28 protein-coding genes are annotated in these 26,065 nt (G+C 73.8%); 16 read left to right on the forward strand and 12 right to left on the reverse strand.

All coding sequences use genetic code 11. The annotated features are described in order from the left end of the window. Position 1 precedes the first annotated feature (1 nt). Positions 2 to 445 (reverse strand): SRPBCC family protein, encoded by a 444-nt coding sequence (locus RAN62_RS37710; RefSeq protein WP_305789668.1) that lies wholly within the window; start codon positions 443 to 445, stop codon positions 2 to 4. Positions 446 to 499: 54 nt separating this feature from the next. Here RAN62_RS37710 and RAN62_RS37715 point away from each other — a divergent pair, with 54 nt between their 5' ends. After that, the gene (locus tag RAN62_RS37715) at positions 500 to 1,093 is read left to right on the forward strand and encodes a TetR/AcrR family transcriptional regulator (RefSeq protein WP_305789669.1); all 594 of its coding nucleotides are present in this window, start codon (positions 500 to 502) and stop codon (positions 1,091 to 1,093) included. Between the two features lie 30 nt (positions 1,094 to 1,123). Beyond that, the gene (locus RAN62_RS37720; protein ID WP_305789670.1) at positions 1,124 to 1,540 is read left to right on the forward strand and encodes a VOC family protein; all 417 of its coding nucleotides are present in this window, start codon (positions 1,124 to 1,126) and stop codon (positions 1,538 to 1,540) included. Between the two features lie 28 nt (positions 1,541 to 1,568). On the opposite strand, the gene RAN62_RS37725 is transcribed toward RAN62_RS37720, so the two are convergent. Further along, positions 1,569 to 2,015, reverse strand: a complete 447-nt coding sequence (locus RAN62_RS37725; RefSeq protein ID WP_305789671.1) for a CBS domain-containing protein — start codon at positions 2,013 to 2,015, stop codon at positions 1,569 to 1,571. An 89-nt stretch (positions 2,016 to 2,104) separates the two neighbouring features. Here RAN62_RS37725 and RAN62_RS37730 point away from each other — a divergent pair, with 89 nt between their 5' ends. Next, a complete protein-coding gene (locus tag RAN62_RS37730) occupies positions 2,105 to 2,317 on the forward strand; it encodes a hypothetical protein (protein WP_305789672.1) in 213 nt (70 codons plus the stop codon). 77 nt (positions 2,318 to 2,394) lie between these two features. On the opposite strand, the gene RAN62_RS37735 is transcribed toward RAN62_RS37730, so the two are convergent. Continuing rightward, entirely contained in the window at positions 2,395 to 4,143 is a 1,749-nt protein-coding gene (locus tag RAN62_RS37735) for a peroxidase family protein (RefSeq protein WP_305789673.1), read from the reverse strand. A gap of 47 nt (positions 4,144 to 4,190) precedes the next feature. Further along, positions 4,191 to 6,926 carry an AAA family ATPase gene (locus tag RAN62_RS37740; RefSeq protein WP_305789674.1) on the reverse strand — a complete coding sequence of 912 codons (2,736 nt, stop codon included), beginning with the start codon at positions 6,924 to 6,926 and terminating at the stop codon, positions 4,191 to 4,193. 170 nt (positions 6,927 to 7,096) lie between these two features. Between RAN62_RS37740 and chvE the strand changes: the two genes are divergently transcribed. From chvE to RAN62_RS37760, 4 genes are all read left to right on the forward strand, one after another. Next, positions 7,097 to 8,176, forward strand: coding sequence for a multiple monosaccharide ABC transporter substrate-binding protein (gene chvE / locus RAN62_RS37745; protein WP_305789675.1), 1,080 nt, complete (start codon positions 7,097 to 7,099; stop codon positions 8,174 to 8,176). A 17-nt stretch (positions 8,177 to 8,193) separates the two neighbouring features. After that, on the forward strand, positions 8,194 to 9,771 hold the full coding sequence (locus RAN62_RS37750; RefSeq protein ID WP_305789676.1) for a methyl-accepting chemotaxis protein: 1,578 nt from the start codon (positions 8,194 to 8,196) through the stop codon (positions 9,769 to 9,771). An 87-nt stretch (positions 9,772 to 9,858) separates the two neighbouring features. Beyond that, positions 9,859 to 10,494: a permease-like cell division protein FtsX gene (locus RAN62_RS37755; protein ID WP_305789677.1), complete on the forward strand. Its 636-nt coding sequence runs from the start codon at positions 9,859 to 9,861 to the stop codon at positions 10,492 to 10,494. After that, positions 10,491 to 11,051 (forward strand): SigE family RNA polymerase sigma factor, encoded by a 561-nt coding sequence (locus RAN62_RS37760; protein ID WP_305789678.1) that lies wholly within the window; start codon positions 10,491 to 10,493, stop codon positions 11,049 to 11,051. Before RAN62_RS37755 ends, RAN62_RS37760 begins: the two co-directional genes overlap by 4 nt. Before the next feature lie 4 nt (positions 11,052 to 11,055). On the opposite strand, the gene RAN62_RS37765 is transcribed toward RAN62_RS37760, so the two are convergent. From RAN62_RS37765 to RAN62_RS37780, 4 genes are all read right to left on the reverse strand, one after another. Continuing rightward, a complete protein-coding gene (locus RAN62_RS37765; RefSeq protein ID WP_305789679.1) occupies positions 11,056 to 11,262 on the reverse strand; it encodes a hypothetical protein in 207 nt (68 codons plus the stop codon). Between the two features lie 933 nt (positions 11,263 to 12,195). Beyond that, a complete protein-coding gene (locus RAN62_RS37770; RefSeq protein ID WP_305789680.1) occupies positions 12,196 to 12,978 on the reverse strand; it encodes an SAM-dependent methyltransferase in 783 nt (260 codons plus the stop codon). 44 nt (positions 12,979 to 13,022) lie between these two features. Continuing rightward, complete coding sequence (locus RAN62_RS37775; protein WP_305789681.1) at positions 13,023 to 15,044, reverse strand: bifunctional diguanylate cyclase/phosphodiesterase; 2,022 nt, start codon at positions 15,042 to 15,044, stop codon at positions 13,023 to 13,025. Then, a complete protein-coding gene (locus RAN62_RS37780; protein ID WP_305789682.1) occupies positions 15,044 to 15,688 on the reverse strand; it encodes an RNA polymerase sigma factor in 645 nt (214 codons plus the stop codon). Before RAN62_RS37780 ends, RAN62_RS37775 begins: the two co-directional genes overlap by 1 nt. Positions 15,689 to 16,024: 336 nt before the next feature. Between RAN62_RS37780 and RAN62_RS37785 the strand changes: the two genes are divergently transcribed. Next, a complete protein-coding gene (locus tag RAN62_RS37785; protein ID WP_438874601.1) occupies positions 16,025 to 16,873 on the forward strand; it encodes a metallophosphoesterase family protein in 849 nt (282 codons plus the stop codon). Continuing rightward, entirely contained in the window at positions 16,870 to 17,298 is a 429-nt protein-coding gene (locus RAN62_RS37790) for a hypothetical protein (RefSeq protein ID WP_305789684.1), read from the forward strand. Before RAN62_RS37785 ends, RAN62_RS37790 begins: the two co-directional genes overlap by 4 nt. Here RAN62_RS37790 and RAN62_RS37795 read toward each other — a convergent pair. Further along, positions 17,256 to 18,218 (reverse strand): GlxA family transcriptional regulator, encoded by a 963-nt coding sequence (locus RAN62_RS37795; protein ID WP_305789685.1) that lies wholly within the window; start codon positions 18,216 to 18,218, stop codon positions 17,256 to 17,258. The two genes, RAN62_RS37790 and RAN62_RS37795, sit on opposite strands and share 43 nt — an antisense overlap. A 146-nt stretch (positions 18,219 to 18,364) precedes the next feature. On the opposite strand from RAN62_RS37795, the gene RAN62_RS37800 reads away from it, so the two are divergent. Next, the gene (locus tag RAN62_RS37800; protein ID WP_305789686.1) at positions 18,365 to 18,499 is read left to right on the forward strand and encodes a hypothetical protein; all 135 of its coding nucleotides are present in this window, start codon (positions 18,365 to 18,367) and stop codon (positions 18,497 to 18,499) included. A 62-nt stretch (positions 18,500 to 18,561) separates the two neighbouring features. Here RAN62_RS37800 and RAN62_RS37805 read toward each other — a convergent pair whose 3' ends face one another. Further along, positions 18,562 to 19,401, reverse strand: coding sequence for a hypothetical protein (locus tag RAN62_RS37805; RefSeq protein WP_305789687.1), 840 nt, complete (start codon positions 19,399 to 19,401; stop codon positions 18,562 to 18,564). Between the two features lie 182 nt (positions 19,402 to 19,583). Here RAN62_RS37805 and RAN62_RS37810 point away from each other — a divergent pair, with 182 nt between their 5' ends. The 6 genes from RAN62_RS37810 to RAN62_RS37835 all read left to right on the forward strand — a co-directional run bounded on the left by RAN62_RS37810 (position 19,584) and on the right by RAN62_RS37835 (position 24,464). After that, on the forward strand, positions 19,584 to 20,870 hold the full coding sequence (locus RAN62_RS37810; RefSeq protein WP_305789688.1) for a PQQ-dependent sugar dehydrogenase: 1,287 nt from the start codon (positions 19,584 to 19,586) through the stop codon (positions 20,868 to 20,870). Positions 20,871 to 20,949: 79 nt separating this feature from the next. Continuing rightward, the gene (locus RAN62_RS37815) at positions 20,950 to 22,344 is read left to right on the forward strand and encodes a glucose-6-phosphate dehydrogenase (protein WP_305789689.1); all 1,395 of its coding nucleotides are present in this window, start codon (positions 20,950 to 20,952) and stop codon (positions 22,342 to 22,344) included. 116 nt (positions 22,345 to 22,460) lie between these two features. Next, positions 22,461 to 23,396 (forward strand): sensor histidine kinase, encoded by a 936-nt coding sequence (locus RAN62_RS37820; RefSeq protein ID WP_305789690.1) that lies wholly within the window; start codon positions 22,461 to 22,463, stop codon positions 23,394 to 23,396. A 48-nt stretch (positions 23,397 to 23,444) separates the two neighbouring features. After that, positions 23,445 to 23,696 (forward strand): type B 50S ribosomal protein L31, encoded by a 252-nt coding sequence (locus tag RAN62_RS37825; protein ID WP_305789691.1) that lies wholly within the window; start codon positions 23,445 to 23,447, stop codon positions 23,694 to 23,696. Positions 23,697 to 23,907: 211 nt separating this feature from the next. Continuing rightward, on the forward strand, positions 23,908 to 24,075 hold the full coding sequence (locus RAN62_RS37830) for a hypothetical protein (protein ID WP_305789692.1): 168 nt from the start codon (positions 23,908 to 23,910) through the stop codon (positions 24,073 to 24,075). Beyond that, positions 24,072 to 24,464: a hypothetical protein gene (locus RAN62_RS37835; RefSeq protein ID WP_305789693.1), complete on the forward strand. Its 393-nt coding sequence runs from the start codon at positions 24,072 to 24,074 to the stop codon at positions 24,462 to 24,464. Before RAN62_RS37830 ends, RAN62_RS37835 begins: the two co-directional genes overlap by 4 nt. Before the next feature lie 22 nt (positions 24,465 to 24,486). Here the strand turns inward: RAN62_RS37835 and RAN62_RS37840 are convergent, their stop codons facing one another. Then, a complete protein-coding gene (locus RAN62_RS37840) occupies positions 24,487 to 24,966 on the reverse strand; it encodes a molybdenum cofactor biosysynthesis protein (protein ID WP_305789694.1) in 480 nt (159 codons plus the stop codon). After that, on the reverse strand, positions 24,963 to 25,910 hold the full coding sequence (locus tag RAN62_RS37845; protein WP_305789695.1) for an AbfB domain-containing protein: 948 nt from the start codon (positions 25,908 to 25,910) through the stop codon (positions 24,963 to 24,965). The genes RAN62_RS37840 and RAN62_RS37845 overlap by 4 nt, the downstream gene beginning before the upstream one ends. Between the last annotated feature and the right edge of the window lie 155 nt (positions 25,911 to 26,065).

The following is a 26,065-nucleotide window of genomic DNA, read 5'->3' on the forward strand; positions in this document are numbered from 1 at the left end:
ATCAGGCCGGCAGCCTGGGGTCGTCGAGCACCTCGGGCAACGCCTCGGTCAGCATCGTGGCCCGCACCGACCGCAGGAGCCGGCTCATGACGAAGCCGCCGACGCCCGTGAAGCCGGTGTGCTCCCAGGTGAAGCGGGTGCCGCCGTCGATCGGCCCGAGGCGGTAGGCGACGAAGCTCGGCGCGGCCCCCTCGTCGCCGATCCACGAGTAACGCAGCAGCGCCGGCGCGCCGACCTCGAGAACCTCGCAGTCGACGACGCCGCGCCAGCCCGCGACCGGCTTGGCGACGAACCGGAACTTCGTGCCCACGACCGGCGCGAAGCCCTCGGGGCGGCCGCCCCGGCCGGTGCTGGTCCAGCGCGGCACCAGCTCGGGGTCGGTGAGCACGCGCCAGACGCGCTCGATCGGATGCGGGTAGTCACGGGTGATCCGGAACTCGCTCATCGTCGTCTCCTTTTTACTGCCACTGTAAAAATACTGTAGCAGTAAGATCGACCTGTGAGCCTGCGCGAGGACAAGAAGCGGCAGATGCGGCAGCAGCTGTCCGACACGGCGACCCGGATGTTCGTGGAGCACGGGTTCGACGGCGTCCGGGTGTCCGAAGTGGCCCGGGCGTGCGGGGTGTCGGAGAAGACGGTGTTCAACTACTTCCCGACCAAGGAGGCGCTGCTGCTCGACCGGCTCGAAGGCACGGCAACGGCCCTGCGCGAAGCGCTCACGTCGACCGAGCACCCGCCGATCGAAGCCGCCCTGCGCCTGCTCGACGCCGAGCTCGACGGGTTCGCCGGCGACCCGGAGGGCTACCGCCGCTTCGGCGACCTGCTGGAGGCGGCGCCGTCCCTGCGCGCCTACCGCAACGACATGATGGACCGCTTCGTCGCCGTGGCCGCCGAAGCCCTGGCCGCCCGCGCCGGCGCCGACCCGGCCGACCCCGAACCCCAGATCACGGCCGCCGCCCTCCTCGGCTTGTGGCGCGTGCAGTACGAAAGCCTGCGCCGCCACCCCGCCGAACCGGCCACGGTCCGCGCCGAGGTGCGCCGGGCCGCGGACGTGCTGCGCAACGGGCTCGGCGCTTCGGCATTGCGGTCATGATCTGACCGCTGGGGCGGGCACGCTGTCGGCATGACTGTTGACCGCTCGGGTTCCCGGATCGATCACCTCAACGTCGCCGTGCCGGATCTGGCCGCGGCCGTGGCGTTCTACGAGCCGGTGCTGGCCGCCATCGGCATCACGAAGATGCTGGAGATCCCGCCGGACGCCACCCCGAACCAGCCGACGGCCATGACCGGTTTCGGGCTGGCCGGGGTCAAGCCGTACTTCTGGCTCATCGACGGCGGCACCGTCGGCTCGAACATGCACCTGGCGTTCACCGTCGACACCCGCGAGGCCGTCGCCACCTTCCACCGGGCGGCGCTGGCGGCGGGCGCCACGTCACTACTGGCGCCCGCGGTGCATCCCGAGTACCACGACGACTACTTCGGCGCCTTTGTGCTCGATCCGCACGGCATCAACCTCGAGGCGGTCTGCCATCGGGGGTGAGCCGGTGGAATGGTGGAGGACAGGTTCGTCAGGGGGTGGCGACGGCGTCGCGGAGGTCGCCGACCGGCCAGTCCGGGAGGGCCCAGGCGAGGTCGGCGAGGGCCACCACGCCGACCAGGCGGTCGCCGTCGACGACCGGGAGGCGGCGCATGCGGCGGCGGCCCATGGTGCGGAGGATCTTCGCGGCGTCGTCGTCGGCGGCGACGGCTCCGCAGTCGTGGGTGGCCTCGGCCGCGGTGACCTGGGCGGGATCGCGGTCGGCGGCGACGCTGGCGGCCATGATGTCGCGGTCGGTGAGCATGCCGCGGATGCGGTCGTCGGCGCCGCGGACGGGCAGGCTGTCCACGCCGAGCCGGACCATGGTGTGCGCGGCGGCGCTCAGCGTGTCGCCCTCGCCCACGCAGGTGACGTCGGCGGTCATGATCTCTCGCGCGGTCAGCATCGGGCCGGTCTCCGTCCGTGAGAACTTGCTCATCGTCCATCGTGGGCGATCTTGGGGTCGGGCTTTACCCATTGTCCGGAAGACGATGCACGAAAGCGGCAACCGCGCCGTACGGTGAGCCGATGGAGGACTTGACCGTGCTGGCCGGCTTCGGCGACGACGCCCGCACCGCCCGTGTCATCAGTGCGGTGCAGCAGGACGGCACGCTGTGGGCCGGCGGGACGACGTGGCGCGGGCGCGCGTACCTGCGGATCTCGGTCTCGAACGCGACCACCACGGAAGAGGATGTCGACCGGTCGGCCGCAACGATCGCCCGCCTGGCGGCGGAGGTCTGAGAAAAGGCGTGGCAGAGGTCTGAGGAAAAGGGGCCCCGGCCGGAGATTCCGGCCGGGGCCCGGGCGCGCTGTTCCCCTCAGAACAACACGCCGGCGAACTGCAGGAAGTCGGGGATCGAGCGGATCGGCAGGGCGCTGGGCGGGTCGGCCAGCCCGCCGTCCGAGGGCTGCCAGGGGCGGCCACGCCGGGCCTGGTTGAGATAGGAGTCGGGGTCGCGGGCGAGCTGGCCGACGATCGTGAGGGCCACGATCCGGCTGCCCACCTCGCCGAGGGCGTCGCCGCGCTCCTTCAGCTGCGACTCGAGCAGGATGTAGTACCAGAGCGGGGTGGCGGTCAGGAAGCCCGCCGGGTCGAGGATCGCCGCCGTGGCCCGGCCGGCCCCGGCGCGGATCTCGGCCTCGGTGAGGGCGGTGACGCCCAGCTCGGCGGCGACCGCCTGGCCGGTCGGCACGTCCAGTTTGAAGCCGCGCAGCAGGTTGCGCCGGGCGAGGGTCTTGAGCAGGGTGCGGATGTCGAAGACGACGCCGGGCTTCTCGGCCGCCTGCTGGTTGACCATCTGGCTCAGCGGCAGCGCGAGGGACGTGTCGATGCGCCGGGCGAACCGGTCGCCGAAGCTGCTGTTCTTGTCGACGAAACGGTCCCACTCGATCGGCCAGTTGCTCGGCAGCGTCGGCGCGCCGAAGAAGCCGCCGGTCCCGGTGAACTGGAAGAGCTGGGTCAGCGTCGCGTTCGGCGCGTTGTTGTTCGGGCGGCCGAAGTTGCGGTTCCAGTCGTACGCGCCGCGGATCATGCTGTGGCCGAAGCGGAAGCCCGCCGTCGCGAACTCGATCGGCATGAACACCTTCGGGGCGCCGGTGATCGCGTCGAGGACGTCCTCGTTCTCGGCCAGGGCGCGGTCGGTCGCTCCGGGGCTGAGCACCGTGGCGAGGAAGTCGTTGACCGTCAGCCACTGGTAGGTGAACCGCACCAGCTGCTGCGCGCGCTGAAAGATCTGTTGCGGCGTCGCGTAACTGTTGTTCTCGTTCTCCCGCACCCAGTCGACGACCCGGTTGTGGAAGCGCAGGAACGCCACGTGCAGCTGGGCCACGACGAGGTTCTCGTCGTTGCGGCCGTCACCGATCCGGGGCTTCCTGTCCCCGCGGCGAGGCAGGTCGCGAGCGTTGTCGGCGACCGGCGGGATGCGGCCTCCGACGTTCGTGGGCGTCAGCGTCCCGAGCACCAGCCGCGTGCCCTCCGCGTCGTAGGGCACGACGATCGGGTCGTCGCCGCTGCCGGGGTCGTCCTCCGGGCGGGACCCCGCCACGCCCGGCCCGTCGCCATACACCGAGTCGAGGTTGAGCGCGGGGTTGCGGGCGTTGGCCAGCTTCGCGACGACCTCGGCGGCGGGCAACGGGAACAGGTCCGTGTCGCGGATGCTGATGCTGCTGTCGTTGTCGGTCGCGGCGGTCAGGTCGTGGTCGACGAACTGTCCCCAGTACGTGTAGACCGGCGGGATGGGCGAGTTGCGCTCGTCGGCCGGCGGCTCCTGGTCGATCATCGCGAACCCGAGGTCGTTGAGCGCCAGGCAGGTCCGGACGGTGAGCTCGCCGCCCTGGCCGTCCGACGGCAGATGGGCGTCGCGGTTGCCGACCAGCTTGCCGAAGAGGAAGCCGAACGCGGTCGTGTCCTCGGCCATGGTCGCCGCCGGATCCTGGACGGCTTCACTCAGCCTGGTCCAGCCGACCTGGCTCAGGGCGGCTGCTGCCTCCTGATCGCCGGCGATCGCGTGGCCGCCGTGGCGCATGTCCCTGATGACGCGGTGCGGCGTCCCACCGTTGCTGCTCATGGCGGCTCCCCTTCGTGCGCTGCCGGCGCCGATGCCGGGCCTCGCGCTCAGCCTTGCCCCGGCCCCGGCGGGCCCGCCTCCGGGAGGTCCCCGACCGGCGGCCTTTCCGCCGGGAGGGCGAGCCGATCGGCCGTCGGGGAACTCCCTGAGACGCCCGCCTCGGCCAGGTAGCGCACCAGCTGGGTGCGGGAGCGGACGCCCAGCTTGCGGTAGGCGCTGGACAGGTGGGTCTCGACGGTCTTGCGGGACAGGAACAGCGCCTGCGCCGCCTCGGGGTTGCTCAGGCCGTCGGCGACCGCGCAGGCGACCTGCAGTTCGCGCGGGGTGAGGCGGGCGAGCAGGGAGACCGGGTCCGGGCCGCGGCGGGGGCCGGCCCCGGCGAGCAGGGCGGCCGTGCGGCGCACGAAGGGCTCGGCGCCCAGGCGGCGGAAGATCGACAGGGCGCGGCGCAGGTGCGGCACGGCGTCGTCGCGGCGGCCCGGCATCTCCCCGTACGCGAGCAGCATGCGCGCCTGGTCGAACGGGTGCGGGTGCGCCGGGGCCCGCTCGAACCGCACCGGGTCGTCGGCCAGCAGCGCGCGGTGCAGGGCGACGTCGGCGCGGGGGGCCGGCAGGTCGCCGATGCGGGCGCGTTCGGCGAGCGCGTCGAGCTGGCGGTGGGCCTGCGGGAGGCGGCCCGCCGTCCGGTACGCCTCGACCAGGTCGGACTCCCACCCGCAGGCGGCCGGGTTGTCGGCGCCGGAGTGGGCCACGAAGTCGCGTACCGGCTCCAGGCAGGTGATCGCCTCCGCGGGCGCCCCCGCGGCCAGGTGCCGCAGCCCGGCCGCGGCCCCCCGGAAGAGGGTCAGGCCGTGCACGGCGCCCGGGCCGGCGAGGGGTGCCGCCTCGGTCAGGTGCGCGGCCTCGGCGAGACCCACCGCCCAGTCGCCGGTGTCGTAGCGGGCCATCGCGCTGAACAGCAGGGCCCGGGAGAGCGGGCCGAGGGCGCCGGCGCGGCGGGCGGCCCGGACGACGCGCAGCAGGGTCGCCTGGGCCTCGGCCGTGCGGCCCAGCCAGAGCCGGGTCAGCCCGGTCATCGCGAGCAGCTCGCCGTCGCGCAGCGGGTCGAGGGCCTCCAGGTACGCGCGGTCCTCGTCGAGCAGCCGGCCCGCGCCCGCGATCCGGCCCCGGACGGCGAGAGCCTGCGCGAGCACCGTGCGCGCCGGCGCGCCCTCGGCCCGTGCCCCGTCGCGGTCGAGCATCGTGACCGCCCGTCCCGCGTACCCGGCGGCGTCGCGCACCCGCCCGCTGGTCAGCGCGGGATTGACCGCGGCGCACCACAGCCCCGCGGCCCGGTGCGGATCGGTGTCGCCGAGGCGCTGCGCCGCCGCGACCAGGATCTCGCGGGCGCGGCCGGGCGTGCCGCACCGGTTGAGCACCCAGCCGTACGCGAGAGCGACCTCGGCGTGCAGCGCGGGCTCGAGCGCGGCCGGCAGCGCCTCGCCCAGCCAGCTCGACGCCTCCGGCAGCTGCCCGCACATCTGGGCGTCGGCGGCGGCCGCGAGCATCCGGCGCACGTAGGTCTCGCGGTCGCCGGCCAGCTCGGCGGCCCGGTGCAGCGCGCGGGCGGCCCCGGCGAACCCGGCGTGGCGGCGCAGGGTGCCGGCCGCGGCGACCAGCTCGGCGGCCGCGGCCTCGTCGGCGCCCGCGAGCTCGGCGGCCCGGTACCACGCGCGGGCGGCGCCGGTGGCGGCCCCGGCCAGCGCGTCGTAGACCCGGCGGCGCTCGGCCGGGGCCGCGGCGTGCCGGACGGCGGCGCGCAGCAGCGGGTGCGCGAGCCGGGCCTGGCCGCCCCGCTGCACCAGGAGCCCGCAGGACACGGCACCGGCCAGGGCGGCGGGGCCCGCGCCGAGGTCGTCGAGCGCGGCGGTGACCGTTCCGGCGTCGTCGGAGGCGGCCAGGGCGGCGGTGAGCAGGGCGGTGCGGGTCGCGGGCGGCAGCGGGGCGAGCCGTTCGGCGAACGCGTCGCGCAGCCCGGCGCCGATCGGCAGCGGGTCCGGCAGGGCGGCGGCCCCGCCGAGCTGGTCGTCGCCGAGGGCGTGGCCCAGCTCGGTCAGCGCGCCCGGGTTGCCCCCGGTGGCGGTCCAGAGATCCGCGCGCACGCCGGCGGCCACGCGCCCCGGGCGCAGCCGGTCGAGCAGGTCGCCGGTCGCGGCCGGGGTGAGGCCGTCGAGGCGTACGGGATCGGCGCCCGCCGCCACGAACTCGGGCGGGACCGGGTCGCGGACCGCCAGCACCAGCCCGGCCGCGTCGTGCTCGACGCGGCGCGCGGTGAACAGCAGCGCGTCGCGCGACGGCCGGTCGATCCAGCCGGCGTCGTCGACGACCACGAGCACCGGCTGCCGCTCGGCCGCCGCGGTGAGCAGGGTGAGGGTGGCGAGGCAGACCGCGTACGGCTCGACGGGCCCGGCCGCCCCGGTCAGCGCGAGCGCGGTCCCCAGCGCCCGGGCCTGCGGCTCCGGCAGCTCGCCCAGCCCCGGCAGCAGGGGCCGCAGCAGGTCGCCCAGCGTCGCGAAGGGCAGTGCCGACTCCGCCTCGAACCCCGTCGCGGCCAGCACCGTGACGTCGCGCAGCCGGGCCAGCAGCCGCGTGAGCAGGGCGGTCTTGCCCGCGCCGGGCTCGCCCACGAGCACGAGGGCACCCCCGTGGCCCGCGTGCAGCCGGGCGGTCAGCTCGTCGAGCCGGCGCGCCTGCGGGGCCCGGCCGACCAGGGGCGGCGCGGGCGGATCTGGGCGAAACGGCATCGCGGCCCCCCTCCCAGACGTACCGTCCCTCTCGACGCACCGACGCGGCCAGAGGTTTTCCCTGCCAGATCAAGGACAGCCGCCGGTCTTCTCATCCCGGCCCGGCGCCGGACGATGGTGGCTCCGTGGTTGCCGCCCGCCACGGGGCGGGCGGATCTTTGGAGGAGCGGATGCGGGTTCCCAAGGCGGCGCTGTGGTCGGTGGCCGCGGCCCTGGTGGTCACCACGGCCGGTTGCGGCAGCACCCCGGAGACGGTGGCGGCCTCACCCGACCGGGGCACCATCGGCATCGCGATGCCCACCACCAAGTCGGCGCGCTGGGTCGGCGACGGCGACAGCATGGTCAAGCAGTTCCAGCAGCTCGGCTACCGGACCGACCTGCAGTACGCCCAGGACGACGTGCAGGCCCAGGTGTCGAGCCTCGAGAAGATGATCGAGGCCGGCGACAAGGCCCTGGTCATCGGGGCGATCGACGGCACCGCCCTGAAGAGCGTGCTGAGCAAGGCCGCCGCCGCGAAGATCCCGGTCATCTCGTACGACCGCCTGATCCGCGATTCGTCCGACGTCTCCTACTACGCCTCCTTCGACAACTTCAAGGTCGGCGTCCTGCAGGCCACCGCGATCGTCGACGCGCTGGGCCCGGGCGAGCACACCGTCGAGCTGTTCGCGGGCTCGGCCGACGACAACAACGCCAAGTTCTTCTTCGACGGCGCCATGAGCGTGCTGGGCAAGGAGATCAGCTCCGGCCGGCTCGAGGTGCGCAGCGGCCAGACCGCGTTCGCGAAGGTCACGACCCAGCGCTGGGACGGCGCGGTGGCCAAGAAGCGGATGCAGGCGCTGCTCGCCGGGCCGTACAAGCAGACGCGGGTCGACGCGGTGCTCTCCCCGTACGACGGCATCAGCCGCGGCATCCTCGAGGCGCTGCAGGAGGCCGGCTACGGCCAGGGCGGTCCCGCGCTGCCCGTCGTGACGGGTCAGGACGCCGAGCTGGAGTCGGTCAAGCTCATCGCCTCCGGCAGCCAGACCGAGACGGTCTACAAGGACACCCGCGAGCTGGCCAAGGTCGCCGTGCAGATGACCAACTCCCTGCTCACCGGGGGTGAGCCCGAGGTGAACGACACCAAACAGTACGACAACGGTGTGAAGGTGGTCCCGGCGTTCCTGCTGCAGCCGGTGAACGTCGACAAGTCCAACTACGAGCGGGTGCTGGTCGACGGCGGGTACTACACCGCCGCCCAGCTGGCCGGCTGACGCGGAGCGGAGCGAGCATGAGGCTCACGAACAAGTTCTACGACCTGCCGGTACGCGTCAAGCTGACCGCTCTGGTCGTCGCCAGCCTGGCCGCCCTGGCCACCTGTCTGGTCGTCACGGTCGTCAACGACCGCACCGCCGCGCGGACCGCCCAGGAGCTGGCGAACATCAACGCCGCGAGCGCCCTGGTGCTGCAGCTGGACCGTGAGGCCAGCGAACTCAAGGTCAACGGCCTCGAGGCGGTCATCCGCACCGACCCGGCCGCGCAGAAGTCCCTGCTGGCCGAGCAGGTCCGCACCACGAACAACCTGCTCGCCCAGCTGGAGAAGGTCGACCTGCCCAGCGGGCTCGACGCCGCCGTCGGGCGCATCAAGAACGTCGCCGCCGACTACACCGCCACCCTGACCAGCTTCGTCGACGGCGCGGCAGCCGACCCGGCCAGCGCCCGGCTCTCCTGGGAGCAGATCGGCGTCGACAACTACCTGATCAGCGCGGTGCTCACCAACGAGCGCACGCTGTTCTCCGAGACGATCGCCCAGGCCGACGCCGCCTCGACGGCCAGCCGCCAGCACGCCGAGCGCATCCTGTGGCTGGTCATCGGCCTGGCCGCGGTGATCATCTGCGCCCTCGCCTACCTGGTGGTCGCCTCGATCACCCGCCCGCTGCACCGGGTCCGCACGGCCCTGCGTGCCATGGCCGACGGCGACCTGACCGTCGACACCCAGGTGGAGAGCCGCGACGAGGTCGGCCAGATGGCCCAGGCCCTCGACGAGGCCCAGGCCAACATGCGCCAGATCGTCTCGTCGGTCGCCGAGTCGGCCCAGTCGGTCGCCGCGGCCGCCGAGGAGATGGCGTCCACCGCCGGCAGCATGGCCGGCTCGGCCGAGCTGGCCTCCGGGCAGGCCCAGGGCGTGGCCAACGCCGCCGACGGCGTCTCCGAGAACGTCTCGGCCGTCGCCGCCGGCACCCAGGAGATGGGCGCCTCGATCCGCGAGATCGCCCGCAACGCCGCCGAGGCCGCCCGCGTCGCCGGTCAGGCCGTCTCGGTCGCCGAGTCGACCACCGCGCAGATCGGCAAGCTGGGCGAGTCGTCCACCGAGATCGCCACGGTGGTCAAGGTCATCACCTCGATCGCCGAGCAGACCAACCTGCTGGCGCTCAACGCCACCATCGAGGCGGCCCGGGCGGGCGAGATGGGCAAGGGCTTCGCCGTCGTCGCCGGCGAGGTCAAGGAGCTGGCCCAGGAGACGGCCAAGGCCACCGAGGACATCTCCCGCCGGGTCGCCGCCATCCAGACCGACACCGCCGGCGCGGTCGAGGCGATCAGCGAGATCAGCACGGTCATCGCCCACATCAACGACTTCCAGGCCACCATCGCCTCGGCCGTCGAGGAGCAGAACGCCACCACCGAGGAGATGAGCCGCAGCGTCGCCCTCGCCGCCTCGGGCGCCGGCGAGATCGCCAGCAACATCACCGGCCTCGCGGACGCGACGCGGGTGAGCACGGAGGGCATCGCCCAGTCCCGGCAGGCCGTGAGCGAGCTCAGCACCATGGCGCACAGCCTGCAGTCGCTGGTGGGCCACTTCCGCTACTGACCGGTTCCGCCGGTGCGGGCCCCCGATCTGTGACCGGATCGGGGGCCCGACCCGTCTATCCCGGCAGAGACCTACGACGGGAGTGCAGTGGAGAACCTGCGGGACCAATTCGAGTACGCGCTCAGCGCCGACCCCGGCGCCGACGCCGGCCGGCTGGCGGACGTGGCGATCGCCGAGGGCGGCCGCGTCCGGCGGCGCCGGCACCGGATCGCCGTGGCGGGCGTGGCGGCCGCGATCGTGGCCGCCGGCGGCGTGACCGCCGGCGTGCTCCACCAGCCGCGGCCCACCGAGGCGCTGCGAACCCTGGAAGCGGACGCCCCGGCCCTGGACAATCGAGCGATGCTGCTGGTCGGAGCGTCCTCGGACTGCGAGAACGCGCCGCCCGGCGCCGACGCCACAGACCCGGCCCTGTTCCTGACCGCCGCCGCCACCGACGGGCAGAAGTCGGCCCTCGCCGCGGCGCTGCGAGCCGACCCGCGGGTGACCGGCTCCTTCTTCATGAGCCGCGACCAGGCGTACGACCGGTTCCGCAAGCTGTGGAGCGACAGCCCCGACTTCGTCAAGTCGGTGACCCCGCAGTCCCTGCCCGAGGTGTTCTACCTCCGCCTGAAGGACGCCACGCAGTACGAGACCTTCAAGCTGGACTACGCCGCCCAGCCCGGCATCCAGGACATCATCGGCTCGGTCTGCCCGGCGAGCGCACCCATCGGGGGCATCGAGTGACGGAAACCGTGACCCCGTCCCGCCCCGCCGCCGACGCGCGCCCCGCCCGCACCACCCGCCGCCGCGCCCGCGACGAGGAGTTCACCGCCTTCGTCGAGTCCACCGCCACCCGCCTGCGCCGCAGCGCCTACCTCATGTGCCGCGACTGGCACCTCGCCCAGGACCTGACCCAGCAGACCTACACCAAGATGTACGCCACCTGGAACCGCATCCGCACCAGCCCCAACCTCGAGAGCTACAGCCGCCGCGTCCTCATGAACCTGGTCTTCGACCAGGCGCGAAGCCGCAAGAGCACCGAACTCGTGGTGGCCGACCCGCCCGACCACAGCGCCGGTCCGCCCCCGTCGCCCGAACTGCGCCTGGCCCTGGTCGACGCCCTGGCCCACCTGCCCCTCGACGACCGCGCCGTCCTGGTGCTCCGCCACGCCGAGGACCACAGCGTCGACACCGTGGCCACGATCCTCGGCCTCTCCGTGTCGGCGGTGAAGATGCGCAACGCGCGGGCGCTGGCCAAGCTCCGCACCCTGCTGGGCCAGGACTTCCTCGACCCGGAGTGAGATCTCAGTTCGCGGGCCGCCGCCGGGCCCAGATCACATGGACGGCGCAGAGAATCAGCATGAGAACGGCGACGGCGGTCCAGGCCCAGCGGGCGAAGCTCTCGCCGGCCACGACGGCGCGGATGCCGGCCAGCACAGCCAGCGCCGGCGGGCCCAGGCCGAACCACTCGGAGTGCTCGGAGAACGTCAAGTCCCTCAGCGCCTGCCGCATGCGGCCAGTCTATGTACGAACGCCCCCTCCGGTGATGGTGGCGGCTGGACCGAGGTGGGGGCCGGCCGGTCGAAGCAGGACCCGACGACGTCGCGGCGGCGGTGGATCGCCGTGGTCAAGGCGGTGCCCCGCCGCCGCGTGACCCTCGGCGGGCGCGCCTGACCGTCGATCACGGCAGGCCCGTTGTACGAGCAGCCGGACGCTCCGACATGTCCCGGCGAACCGCCGCCGAGTGGGCCCTGTGTGAACGCGCCGAAGGCACAGCCGGCATGCACCGATCGGTCAGATCATGACCGCGATGCGGCGGCCTTGATCCCACCCGGGGCACCGTAGGCCGATGGACGCCGCAGCCGAGACCGTCGACCCACTCCTGCAGAGAACAGTCCGGCGACGGCGAGCGTTCTTCGCCCTTCCGGTTGCCGCCGTCTCCGTGGCAGCGACGCTGCTGCTGTGGGAGACAGTGCGGCTCAACGTGCCGGCCGGCGCCGCCACCGGCCGGCCTTGGCGGCTGAGGATCCTCGACCTCGAGTCGGCCGCGACGATCGTCACCTTCCTGGGGCTCTTCCTCATCACGCGGGCCCAGTACGCGCAAACCGTCCGACCGGCCATCGGGTGGCAGATGCGCAGGAACTCGCGACGGGGCGGACACGCACTGCGCGGGCGAGGAGACGTGCTCGAGATCGCCGTCCACAACGGCGGCGGCACGGCGGTGATCACGAAGTACGAGTATCGGCTCGCGTGCTCGAAGAGCCCGCGATCCTCGCTCTCCTCGGCCCGGCGGAGAAACGCCGGAGCGGCCCGGGCAGAGGGCGCCGGATCGGAGCGGACAAGGAACGCCGGATGCGCGCGATCCCGGGACAGTGCGCGAAGCGCTCACCCGCCGAAGCCCCCGGTGAGCGGATCCGAGCGTGGCGACACGCGCGGTGAGCGGGGTCAGAGGGTGGCGACGCCGGCGACGACGGCCATGCCGTGGGGGTTGCCGTCGCCGCCGCCGGGCCATTCGTGGACCCAGACCAGGCCGGGGGGTTCGAGGGTGGCGTCGCCGAAGAAGCGGAGGATCTGCTCGCGGGTGCGGCCGTGGGCGGCGGAGACGTCGGTGCGGCGGTAGAGCGCGGTGATGCCTTCCTCCTCGGCGTCGGCGGGGGTGTCGGAGACGCCGTGGGAGATGACGATGCAGGAGCCGGGGGGCAGGGCGTCGCGCAGGCGGGCGACCGCGTCGTAGGCGTCGTCGTCGGGGACGAAGTGGAGCATGGCCACGATGAGCAGGCCGACCGGCTGGTCGAGGTCGAGCAGGCGGCGGACGACGGGGTGGTCGAGGATGGCGTCGGGGAAGCGCATGTCCGCCTGGACGGCGGCGGCCCACGGGTTGTCCTTGAGGATGTCGGTGCTGTGGGCGACGGCGACGGGGTCGAGGTCGACGTAGACGACGCGGGCGTCGGGGATGACGCGCTGGGCGATCTCGTGGACGTTGCCGACGGTGGGGATGCCGCTGCCGATGTCGAGGAACTGGTGGACGCCGCGGTCGATCATGAACTGGACGGCGCGGGCGAGGAAGGCGCGGTTGGCGCGGGCCATCTCGCCGGCCGTGGGCACCATGGTCAGCAGGTGCTTGGCGGCCTCGCGGTCGGCGGCGAAATTGTGGTTGCCGCCGAGCAGGGCGTCGTAGATGCGGGCGCTGCTGGGGCGGGCGGAGAAGTCGGAGTCGGCGGTCGCCATGCCGAGGAACCCTACTCCATTGTGGAGGCCGGGCAGGGGTTCGATCACGAGGCCACCAGTCCGTTCGTCCGGTCACCGGGCACGGTGATCCATTTTCCCGTACGCCGCAGCAGGCCGGGCACCTGGTGCGGGGTGGCCGGGGCGCCGAGGCGGACCCCCTGCGCGCAGTCGACGCCGGTGCCGGTCAGCGTGGCCGCGCGCCCGTCGTCGTCCACGCCGTGCACGGTGAGCGTGAGCCCGAGCGCGTGGGCCGTGCGGGCCATCCCGGCGAGCAGGTCGCGGTCGCTGCCGGCCGCGGCGGGGTGCAGCAGGGCCGCCGGCGTCCGCAGCCCGTGCACCGGCAGCTCGCGCAGGGCGGCCAGGCTCGTGGCACCGGTGCCGAAGTCGTCGAGCACGATCCGCACCCCGAGCTCGGCCAGCGCGGTGAGCACGATGAGGCTGTGCGAGCCCGCGGGTACGGCGTCGAGGCCGGACAACTGCAGGTGCAGGCGCTCGGGCGGCAGCCCGCTGGCTCCGAGCGCCTCGCGCACGATCTCGGCGGCGTCGGGGTAGCCGATCTGGTAGACCGGCACGTCGACGGCGATGAACGGGCCGTCCCACTGCATCGCCTGCCGGCACGCCTGGTGGAGCAGCCCGGCGGCCAGCCGGGTGGTGAGCTCCCGGTCGCCGGTGAGCTGCCCGATGCGGGTCAGGTCGAGGGTGCCCAGGTGCGGGTGGCGCCAGGCGACGCGGGTGTGCAGCCCGGCGACCCGCCCGGTGCCGAGCGTGACGATCGGCTGGTAGGTGGCGGGCCCGGTGACCAGGCCGGAGACGCTCGTGCCGCCGCGGGGCGAGGCGCCGGTGGGCTGCGGGTCGTAGACGGCCCAGCCGGTGCTGCCGGAGCGGGCGTGCCGCAGGGCGATCTCGGCGTCGAGCAGGATGCGGGTGGGGTCGAGGTCGCCGGCGGGCACGTCGACCACGCCGACGCAGGCGAGCAGGGGGGCGGTGCGGCCGGTGCCGGGCAGCGACGCCGGCTCGGCGAGCATGCGGGTGACGCGCTCGGCGACGTCGGCGACGTGGGCCAGGCCGCCGCTGTCCTCGACCAGCAGGGCGAACGTGGCACTGCCGTGCCGGGCGAGCAGGTAGTCGGGGTGGCGGGCGACGAGCTGCAGCCGCCGGGCCACCTCGGCCAGCACGTGGTCGGCGGCCTCGGTGCCGTACTCCTCGCCGGCGGCGGCGTGCCCGCCCAGCTCGATCAGGCACAACCCGGCGTGCCGGGCGGGGTCGTCGCCGTGGGCGGCCTGGCGCAGCCGCTGCACCAGGCGGCTCTTGTTGGCCAGGCCGGTGACCGGGTCGAAGTGGGCGAGGCGCCGGTAGCGAGCCTCGCTGTTCTGCAGGGCGACCTGGTACTCGCGGGCGGCGCGCTGGGTGGCGCGGTGCAGCGACTCCTGCTGGGCGAGGGTGCGGGCCTGCAGCGCGGCGGCGAACCCGGCGGCGAAGGCCCCCGCGACCTGCCGGGCGGGCCGCGGCACGGTGTCGCCGTCGGCCAGCTGGTCGAGCACGACGCTCATCGTGCCGGGCAGCGCCTCGTGCCGCCCGATGCCCAGCGCCACCACCTCGGTGCCGATCCGGTAGGCGGCGGCGAGATCGGCCGGGACCGCCCGGGCGGCGGCGGTGAGCTCGGCCGCGTACCCGTCGAGGGCCTGAACCGCGGCCTGCTCGCCGATCGGCAGATAGACCCCCGCGGCGGTGGCGGCGGCGAGCCAGCTGTGGCCGGCCGTGTCGCCGGGCGTGACCGCGGCGGGCATCGGCGCCAGGTCGACCGGGGTGGGCGGGCGGACGCTGAGCACCGTGCGGGCGGCCCGGTCGAGGGCGGCGTCGGTGTACTCGACGGCGGTGATCCGGGCGGCGTCGACGATGCCGTCGGCGCGGCGGCGGGCGTCCTCGATCAGCCGGTCGCAGGCGGTGTCGCCGGCGGGCGCGGGCACCGGCTCGTAGCCGCACTCGCCCAGGATCTGGTTCAGCGCCGCGATCATCATCGCGGGCGTGAGCAGCTCGGGATCCTCGCGCGGGTCCGGCTGGGCCATCAGCTCTCCCCTGGGTCGGTTCCGGGCGTGGGGCGGGGGGTGCGTTGCTCCGGGATCGCCCGCCACAGCGCCACGGCCTGCTTGCGGCCCAGCTTGAGCGCGGTGCGCACGGCCTCGGGGGTCTTGCCGACCCGGGCGGCGATCTCCGACGGGGTCAGGCCCTGCGCGGACAGCTCGAGGGCCTCGCGGCGCGCCGGGGGCAGCTGGGCCAGCACGCCGGAGAACCACTCCTCGGTCTCGTAGGCGGTCAGCTCGGGGTCGTCGGCCCGGCCCTCGGTGAGCTCGGCCATGTCGGGCACGAGCACCTCGTCGCCCGGGCCGCCGGCACGGCGCTGCTTGAGCCAGTGGGAGCGGGCGGCCGTGCGCACCCAGGCGACCGGGTGGGTCAGCTCGGGCCAGCGGCGCAGCGCCTCGCGGATGGCCTCGGCGACGGCGTCCTGGGCCTCCCAGCGGTTGGCGCCCTCGCGCATGAGGGTACGCACCAGCCCCTCCCAGTAGCGCCGGAAGAAGTCCTCGATCTCCCCGGCCGGCGGCGGGTTGGCGATGGCCGGCGCCGGCTCGACGGCGGATCCGGCGCGGCCCTCGGGCCGGGCCGCGGGCCCCGGGTCGTCGCCCACGCCGTGCGCCTCGTGCGCGTCGACCACCAAATGCCTCCGTTCGCCGCCGGACTCCCTCTAGTTAGGTCTCCGGAGGCGGTCCGGCGTGACAGCCGTGGCCAAGATTCTTTTCGGTCACCGCGAGACACCGGCGCCGGACGTGAGGCACGCCACGTGTCGCGCGTGGACCACTTACGGTCATCGCCGGTCGCCCGATAATCCGACAGGCGGGCAGGACACGGGTATTCCCACTCCCCGCCCGGGGCGGGCCCGGCATGGACGCTTTCGGACACTCGGTGTCGACATGCCGACGCGGGTACCCCGGCCGGAGGAGGGCCGGGTGCCGCGACGGGCGCCCGGCTGGCAAGATCGGTATAGACGGACGTGACCACGTGCAGGGGAGGCTCGGTGGCGGGGACGCTCTACGCGGTCAGCGACCTGCACGTCGCGTACGAGGAGAATCGGGCGCTGGTCGACCGGCTCGAGCCGGACTCGCGCGAGGACTGGCTGATCGTGGCCGGCGACGTCGCCGAGCAGGCCGGGCAGATCGAGACGACGCTGCGGCTGCTGCGCTCGCGGTTCGCCGAGGTGATCTGGGCGCCGGGCAACCACGAGCTGTGGACCCACCCCCGCGACCCGCTCACGCTGCGCGGCGCCGACCGCTACGACCGGCTCGTCGCGATCTGCCGGCACCTGGGCGTCCGCACGCCCGAGGACGAGTTCGCCGTCTGGTCCGGCGCGGGCGGCCCGGCCGTCGTGGCCCCGCTCTTCCTCCTGTACGACTACACGTGGCGAGCGCCCGGGACGGCCACCAAGGCGGAGTCGCTCGCCTACGCGTACCGGACGGGGGTGGTGTGCACCGACGAGCAGTTGCTGCACGCGGACCCGTACCCGGATCGGGAGACGTGGTGCCGCGAGCGCGTCGCGCTGACCGAGCAGCGCCTGGCCGCCGTGGACCCGGAGACGCCGATGGTGCTGGTGAGCCACTGGCCGCTGCACCGGCACCCGACCGAGGTGCTGTGGTACCCGGAGTTCGCCCAGTGGTGCGGCACCGACCTCACGACCGACTGGCACCGCAAGTTCAACGTGGCCGCCTGCGTCTACGGGCACCTGCACATCCCGCGCACCACGTGGCAGGACGGCGTGCCGTTCCACGAGGTGTCGCTGGGCTACCCGCGCGAGTGGAAGCGCCGCGACAAGCCGCCCGTCCTGCTGCACCAGGTGCTCGGGTGAAAGCGTTCGCCCTGGCCCTGATCGGCCTGCTCAGCGCCCTCACCCTGGGCACCGCGATCCTCGCCCGCGACGATCCGCGGCTCGACAGCGGCGGCCTGAGCCTGACCGACGCCGTGGTCGTCGCGGTGACCGGCAACGCCGTCGAGCTCAAGGTCTCCGACCCGGCCCGGCCGGCTCCCTGCCGGGTGCCCGAGTCCGACTTCTCCGGGGCCGCGCCCGCCGTCGGCGAGGTCGTGCCGGTCACCGACTCGTGCGAGCTGGCCCGGGTCACCGGCGTGCTGCCGCGCGGCAGCCTGACGCTCACCGGCCTGACCGGCGTGGCGATCCTGGCGCTGTGGGCGGGCCTGCGGTGGCGCCGCGCGCGCCGCCGGCGGGGCCAGGATCAGGCGCTGGCCACGTATCTGTCGCGGAATGTCGCCCGGTAGGCCTGCGGCGTCGTGCCGAGCCGCTGCCCGAAGTGGTGGCGCAGGTTGGCCGCGGTGCCGAAGCCGGTGCGCCCGGCGATCGCGTCGACGCCCAGCCCGGTCTCCTCGAGCAGGCGCCGGGCCAGCAGCACCCGCTGACCGGTCAGCCAGTCGTGCGGCGTGGTGCCGGTCTCGGCCCGGAACTTGCGGGCGAACGTGCGCGGCGCCATCAGCGCCCGGGCGGCCATCGTGTCCACGGTGTGCGGACTGTCCAGGGTGGCCAGCACCTCGGTGAGCAGCGGCTGCAGCGTCTCGCACTCGACCGCCCGCACCGGCGTCTCGATGTACTGCGCCTGCCCGCCGTCACGGTGCGGCGGCACCACCATGCGCCGGGCGATCTGCGTCGCCACCGCCGAGCCCTGCTCGAGCCGGATCAGGTGCAGCCCGCAGTCCACCGCGGCGGCCGTCCCGGCGCTGGTCAGCACCCGGCCGTCCGCGACATAGAGCACGCCCGGGTCCACCTCGGCCGCCGGGAACGTGGCCGCCAGCCGGTCGGTGTGCCGCCAGTGCGTCGTGCACCGGCGCCCGTCGAGCAGCCCGGCCGCCCCGAGCGCGAACGCCCCGGTGCACACGCCGGCCACCCAGGCCCCGCGCGCCTCGGCCCGGCGCAGCACGTCGATCACCTCCGCCGGCGGCGGCGCCGAGGTGTCGTAGGGCACGACCGCGACCAGGTCGGCCTCGTCGGCCGCCGCCAGGTCGTGCTCGGGAAAGACCGAGAAGCCCGCATGGGTACGCACGGGAGCGCCGCCGACCGTGCACACCGCGAAGTCGTACGCGGGCAGGCCCTCGGCGGTGCGGTCGTAACCGAACAGCTCGGAGAAGACGCCGAGCTCGAAGACGGACACCTCGTGCAGGGCGATCACGGCGACACGGCGCAACATGCCGCCAGCGTACGCGCGCGATGGCAGGATTTCGAGCACCTATGGCATCTCTGCCACTGTCCCGCCCCGGCGCCCGGGTCCAGACTGGGTGTCAGGCAACCCGGTGCGCACCGGCTCATTCAACGGCTGGACAGGGTGTGACCGTCATGGAACTCGTACTGCTCGTCTTCTTCGTCCTCGTCGCCGTGCTCGGGGCGACCGGCCTGGTGGCCGACTCGCGGGACAGCGCCGACTGGAAGCCCACCAGCGACGGCGTCCGCGCCCCGGCGCAGCGCCTCTGACCACAGGAGTGGCGCGGCCCCCACCCGGAACCGCGCCACGCACACACCCCTGCTGGTGTTTCCTACTTCTTCGCCTTGGCCGGGGCCGCGGACTCCTCGGCGCCGGCCTCGTCCCCGGCGCCCTGCTCGTCGCCCGCACCGGCCTCGTCGCCCGCACCGGCTTCCTCACCCGCGCCCGCCTCGTCACCGGCGCCGGCCTCCTCGCCCGCGCCCGCGTCGTCACCGGCGGCGTCGCCCGCGGCGACCTTCGCGTCGGCCAGCGTCAGGCAGGCGGTGAGCAGCGCCTCGCGGGCGTCGACCACGGCCTGGTCCTCGGCCGCGGCGCCCTCCTCGGCGCCTTCCTCACCGGCGCCGGCTTCCTCACCGGCGCTCTCGGCGGCACCCTCCTCGGCGGCCTGCTCGGCGATCTTGTCCGCGTACTTCTTCGCGATCGCCTTCTTGGCCTTCTTGCTGAGCGGCGCGTCCTCCGCACCCTTCTCGGCACCGGCCTCCTCGCCCGCGCCGGCCTCTTCTCCGGCGCCGGCCTCTTCTTCCCCGGCGCCGGCCTCTTCCCCGGCGGCCTCGGCGTCGGCGGCGGCCTGGTCCACGGCGAACTGGTCGCACGCCTCCTCGAGGGCCAGGGCCGACGCGGCGGCGGCCTCGGCGGCACCGACCTCCTGCTCGGGCTGCAATTGTTCGCCGTCACAGACAACGGCGCCGGCGTTGATTTCCAGCGCCTCGCACCCGGCCACGTCGAAGCTCGACCCGTCCACCACGATGATCTGCTTCGCGGCCTCGGCCTGCTCCCCCGCCGACGCCAGTTGCAGACCGGTCACCCCGCCTGCCACCAGCACGCCGGCAAAGACTGCGGCGCCGATCGCCTTGCGGTTGACGCCGGTACCCCGTCGCTGACGCAGTCTCATCACCACTCCAAGTCGTCGCTGAACGTCGTTGTCGCGGATCGGTACGGGACCCGGTGCACGGGGGTTCAAAAATTGCCCCACATTCGGGGGGTTCAATTTCGAACGGACTAATTTCCTTAAATTTCGGCGACCGGGATACGTCGGACCATTTCCGGCCGCATCCATCCATTAGCATCGATGTCATGACTGCTGCACGAGCACACCGGTCCGGCGCCGCGGCGGCACTCTCCCTCGGGGTGGTGCTGACCCTCGGCGGCTACACGACAGACGACGCGCGCGCCGAACCCCTCACGCCGGTCGCGCTGACCGTGGCCGGCGGCGTGGACCCCGGCGCCGCCGCCGGGCGCTCACTGAACCTGCCCCCGGGCTGGACCGCCGAGGTCTGGGCCAACGTTCCGGGCGCGCGCCGGCTGGCCTGGACACCGGACGGACGGCTGCTCGTCTCCACCGGCGCCGCCGGCACGATCGTGGCGCTCACCCCGGCGACCGGAGGACAGGGCCCGGCCGTGACGACCCTGGCCGACGGGCTCAACCATCCCCAGGGACTCGCCTTCGCCGAGCAAGACGGGCAGTACGTCCTCGTGGCCGGTGATCAGTCCCGGATTCTCGCCTGGGACTACGCCGGCGGCACGGTGACCGGTCAGCGCGCGATCGCCGACGGGCTGCCCACCGGCGGCCACGACCGCATCACGCCGGTGGTCGACGGCGACCAGGTCTTCTACAACCTCGGATCGCGCACCAACGACGACCCGATCGACCGCACCACCACCCCGCCGCGGGCGACGATCGCCCAGGTCGGCCTGGACGGCACCGGCCACCGGACCGTCGCCACCGGGGTGCGCAACGGCTCGGGCCTGTCCATCGCACCCGACGGCACCCTCTTCGCCGCGATCAACCAGGCCGACAACCAGCCCTACCCCTTCCGCGACGACACCGGCCGGTACGGGCAGCAGGTCCCGGCCTACATCAACGAGAACCCGGTCGACCAGGTCGCCCGGATCAAACCCGGGACCGAGCTGGGCTGGCCCTACTGCGTGCCGGACACCACCGGGCACCCGGACCGCACCGACCTCGGCTATGTCGCCCAGCCGCTCCGCAACCCGGACAACACCGTGCTCGACTGCGCCACCGTCGCCCGCACCGCGCTCGGCCTGCCCGCGCACAGCGCCGTCCTCGGCTTCACCTTCACCCACGGGTCCGCCCTGCCGCCGTCCCTGGCCCGCGGCGCGCTGCTCACCTCGCACGGCTCCTGGAACCGCACGCCGCCGCGCGAGCCGAACGTCGCCTACAGCGCCTGGGACGACACCGCGAACACCCTCACGCCGCCCGAGACGCTGGTCACCGGCTGGCAGAACGCCGACGGCACCCGCTGGGGCCGCAGCGTCGACGCGATCCCCGGCCCCGACGGCGCGCTCTACGTCACCGACGACCAGGCCGGGCTCGTCTACCGCCTGGCCCCGGCGCGCTGACCGGGCAGCGGCACGGAGAAACGCGACACACCGCGCCGGAAGGAGGATTGAATCCGCGGCGAGTGGTCATATGCGGGGCATGGCGTTGGACAAGACCGTGTTCGTGCTCTTCGGGGCCACAGGCGACCTGGCGCGGCGGATGGTGCTGCCGGCGTTCTACACCCTCTGGACCTCCGGCCTGCTCCCCGACGACTGGGTGCTGGTGGGCAACGGCCGCGGCGACGTGGCCCACGAGGACTTCCGCAAGCACGTGCACGACGTGCTCACCGAGTTCGGGCCGCGGCCGGAGGGCAAGCAGTGGACCGGCTTCGCCGACCGGGTGCTCTTCGCCGGCGGCGGCTTCGACACCGACTCCCCCGGCAGCCTGCTCGACGTCATCCACGAGGCCCGCGAGCGGGTCGGCGAGGACGCGCAGCTGGTGCACTACTTCGCCGTGCCGCCGTCCACCTTCGCCGGGCTGACCGAGGCCCTCGGCACCCACGGTCTCGCCGAGGGCGCCCGCGTCGTCTACGAGAAGCCCTTCGGCACCTCCCCCGACGACTTCAAGGCCCTCGACCGTACGGTCCACCGGGTCCTCGACGAGTCGCAGGTCTACCGGATCGACCACTTCCTGGGCAAGGAGGCGACGCAGAACCTGCACGTGCTGCGTTTCGCCAACGAGCTGTTCGCCGCCGCCTGGGACCGCACCCACATCGAGAGCGTCCAGATCGACGTGCCCGAGGAGCTGGACATCGCCGACCGGGCCGGCTTCTACGACGCCACCGGCGCCACGCTCGACATGCTCGTCACCCACCTCTTCCAGGTCGCGGCCGAGGTGGCCATGGAACCGCCCGCCACCCTCGACGCCGCCGGCCTGCAGAGCGCCCGCGAGAAGGTGATCAAGGCGTTCCGCCCGCTCGACCCGGCCGAGGTGGTGCTCGGGCAGTTCGCGGGCTACACCGACGTCGAGGGGATCAAGAAGCGCTCCCGCACCGACACGTTCGTCGCGGCGCGCCTCTGGATCGACAACCCGCGCTGGCGGGGTGTGCCGTTCCTGCTGCGTACCGGGAAAAGGATGGCGGCCAGCGCCCAGCGGGTGAGCATCGTCCTGCGCAAGCCTGCGGGACCCTTCGCGGGGCTGCCGGACCACGCGAACGTCCTGAGCTTCGCGCTGTCCGGCGACGGCGAGATCAGCATCGGGCTGCTCGCCAAGAAGCCCGGCGTGGCGCTGGACGTCGACCCCGCCACCGTGAAGCTGCCGCTGGCGAGCCTGCCCGAGGCCGAGCCCCTGCCCCCGTACGCCCGGCTCCTGCACGACGTCCTCGAGGGTGACCGGTCCCTCTTCACCCGGCCCGACGGGCTCGGGGCCGCCTGGAAGGCGGTGCGGCCGCTGCTCGAGAACCGGCCGCGCCTGCACAAGTACGACCAGGGGTCCTGGGGTCCGGCCGCCGCCCGCAAGCTCGCCGGTCCGCACGGCTGGCTCCTCGGCCAGTAGCCGCCGCGCCGCCTGTCGCTCGGGCGGCTTCCCGGCCGGTCCCCCGGGCGAGTGATGGTGTCGTCACTTTCCGGGGCATAGCATCGCGGGATGCCACTGCCCGGGGCCACTCCGCCGTGAGATCCGGAGCCGCGGCCGACCGCACCGGCTACTTCCACGAGGCGCTCCGCTACCACTCGGACGCCGAACTGCTCGACGTCGTCGTCCCCTTCCTGGCCGGCGGCCCGGTCGCGGGCGAACCGACCTACGTGGCGTGCGGCGGCCGCACCACGGCCCTGCTCCGTGACGTCCTCCCGCCCAGCTCCGGCGTCGAGTTCCTGGCCCCCGGCGCCACGTACGCCCGGCCGGCCGCCGCCATCCGCGCCTACCAGGCCCTGCTCAGCCGCGACATCGCCACCGGCGTCGACCAGATCCGCATCGTCGGCGAGGTTCCGACGGCCGGGCCCACCTGGCACTCCTGGGCCCGCTACGAGGCGGCGATCAACCACGCGTTCGGCGGCTTCCCGCTGTGGAGCCTCTGCCCCTACGACGCCCGCGTCACCCCGCCCGCCGTCCTCGACGACGTGGCCCGCACCCACCCCAGCTTCGCCGCGCCCGGCGATCGGCACGAGCCCAGCCGGGCGTACACGGAACCGCCGCTCTTCCTGCGGGAAGGCCGCACCGCCGCACCGGACCCCCTGCAGGCCGGCCCGCCCGCCGCCACGCTCGTCGACGCCACCCCCGCCGAGGCCCGCGCCGCCGTCCGCCGGCTCGGCGCCGGCCTCCCCGCCCCGTCCCTCGACGACCTCGTCATCGCCGTCAACGAGACGATCACCAATGCCTTCCTGTACGGCCACCCGCCCGTCCACGTGCGCATCTGGGCCGGCGACGGGCGTGCCGTCGTCACCGTCACCGACGCCGGGCGGGGCCCCGGTGACCCGTACGCGGGCCTGCTGCCCCCGCCCGCCGGCAGCGTCACCGGCCGCGGCCTCTGGATCACCCACCAGACCTGCACCCACGTCACCACCGCGCGCGACGAGACCGGCTGGACCGTCCGGATGACCGCGGAATAACCCGGCGCCCCAGGCGTTGAGACCCGTGGATCACCGAGGAGGTCACTCATGAAGACAGGTATCCACCCCACGTACGGCCCCGTCGTCTACCGCGACCGCAGCGCCGGCTACGCGTTCCTCACCCGCTCGACGGCGACGAGCGACAAGACGATCGAGTGGGAGGACGGCCGCACCTACCCGGTCCTCGACGTCGACATCTCGGCGGGCAGCCACCCCTTCTGGACCGGCAAGCAGCGCCTCCTCGACACCGCCGGCCGGGTCGAGAAGTTCCGCCAGAGGTACGCCCGCTTCTCGAAGTAACAGCTCTGCCCCGGGGCCCCGGTCACGCTCGTCGTGGCCGGGGCCTTTCGTGCTCCCGCCACCCACCCGTCACGCCCTCCAGAGCATCCTAGGAACCTACCCTGATCGCCTGTCATTGCCGACAATGATCGCTTCGCCCAGCTCCATGGGCATCCGTCCTGCCGGCTCTCTCGCCTCGACCTGGACCGGAGCGCGCCGTACCCTCGACGTCATGACCCGGGACACCGAGGCCGCCCCCCTTGCGGAAGTTCTCGCCGAACACGGCCGCCCCGTCACCGAGGACGGCATCGAGCGCGCCCGCCGCACCCGGGCCCGCCGCGCCGAGGAGCGTGACAACGGCGCCAATGCCGTCGCGCTCGCTCGCCTGCGCGCCGCGTGAGCGACCGCCCGCCCCAGCTCGTTCTCGACGTCACCGCGATCGCCGCCTGGACCCGTGGGTCCGTCGCGGTCGGTGAGCTGCTGGCCGAGATCGACCGTGACCACGGATCCGTCATCGTCCCGCTGCCCTGCCTGATCCGCGTCGCCGCCACCGCCCTCGACGAGGACAAGCAGTGGCTGGACCTGCTTGTTCACCATCCTGCCGCCGTCGTCCGCCCCGACGATCCCGGCGACTGGCGCATGCTCGCCGAGGCGCACCGGATCGTCGGCAGCGCACCCGTGGCCTCGGCGGCCTGGCACGCCCTCACCCACGGGATCGACGTGCTCACCCGCACCGCGAAGCCCTACGAGGGTCTCGGCGGCGACTTCCTTCTGCTGTTCGACGGCTGAGACGTCATGTCGCCGCCCGTTGTCAGGGGTCGGTGACGGTGACCTCGACCGGGCCGACGCGCAGGGTGCCGTCGTCGAGGGGGACGCAGCGGGCGCCGCCCTTGCCGCGCATGGCCTTGAACTGGCCCGGGGCGATCACCACGTCCATCCAGGCGCACGGGTTGGCGCGGCGCCGCAGGTGCAACCGGACCGGGCCGTCGCCGGAGTCGAGGGTCAGGATCTTGCCGATCAGGTCGTCGATCGGGACGCCGGCTATGAGGATGTTGCGGCGCGCCTGGACGAGATCGGCGCCGGGCGGCAGCGACGACGCGGACATGATGGTGATGCTCGCGTCGCGGTGGGCGGGCTGGGCGTAGTAGCGGTCGCCCTCGATGCCCAGGCCGGCACGGACGCGTACCGACGACGTGAGCTCGCCCTCCGGGGCCGGCAGCGGACCGGCCGCCGGACGGCCCTCGTAGCGGTGGATCGGCGAGGCGAGCAGTTGGAGGATCTCCGCGGTCACAGCGGCGATCGTACGGTGAACTCCGTCGCGCGGCTGCTCAGATCGATCCGGCTGCGGCGCACCGCGAGGTAGCGCGACGGATAGTTGTGCGATCGCAGCACCACGGTGTCCGGGCCGCGCTCCTCGGCGCAGAAGGTGGCGTCGCCGGCGTAGAGGCTGCCGCCGGTCTGCCGGTCGAGCCACACCTCGCCGTTGCGATGGCGCAGGAAGTAGCCGGGATAGTTCGACGACTCGAACGACACGCACGACGCGTCGGCCAGCCCGGCCCGCACGACGAACCGCGAGTCGGCGCGATCGAGGGCATTGTTGCGGGAGGCGATGCGGTCGACGCGCGCGCGGTAGTCGCGGTGCCGGACGCGGTAGCTGCCCATGCCGCCCGGCTGCAACGAGATCGCCGCCCCGACGACGAAGGGCCCGCTCGGCACGACAGGGGCGGGCGGAGGCGCCGCGGGAGTCGTCGTCGCGGGCGCGGTGCCCGGCGAGCTGACGGCGGGCGCGGCCACCGAGCCCGAGGGCGCCGCGGAGGCGCCGGCGGAGGCGGGGGCGGACTTCTTTCCCTTGGTACGCGTGGAGGCCGCGGCCGACCCGGAGATGCCCGCCGCCGCGTGACCGGACGCCGAGACGGACGGCCCGGGAACAGGGAACGCGGGCACGGTCGGCACCGTCGGCAGGTTCACGAAGCGTGCGGTCGCGGCGTCGGTGGTGCCCGCCGTCTCGTACACGGCGACACCTGTCACACCCAGCACCGCAAGCGCCGCCCCCGCGACGACCAGCACCCGCCGCCGCCCGTCCCGCCGGGTCGCCGCGCCGGCCGCGACCACGTGCGGCACCTCGGTGGTGGCCTCGGAGAAGACGCCCCCGTACGAGACCGTGCCGTTCTCGGCATAGGGCGGCACCCAGCCCCCGACCCGCAGTCCGGGCGGCTGACGATCCTCTGTGGACATGCACATCCGTTCAGAAACGAGCGAAGTGACGCGAAGTGCGCTCGCAAATACTGGAGGAAGATCGACAAGAAGGCAAGTACGGGCCCGGGACGTCGCTACGCCCGTGGCCGCCCCTCCCCCAGCCGCGTTGACGCAGCGTGATCGCCGTCCGCCGC

Source organism: Symbioplanes lichenis, assembly GCF_030709675.1.
Taxonomy (GTDB): domain Bacteria; phylum Actinomycetota; class Actinomycetes; order Mycobacteriales; family Micromonosporaceae; genus Actinoplanes; species Actinoplanes lichenis.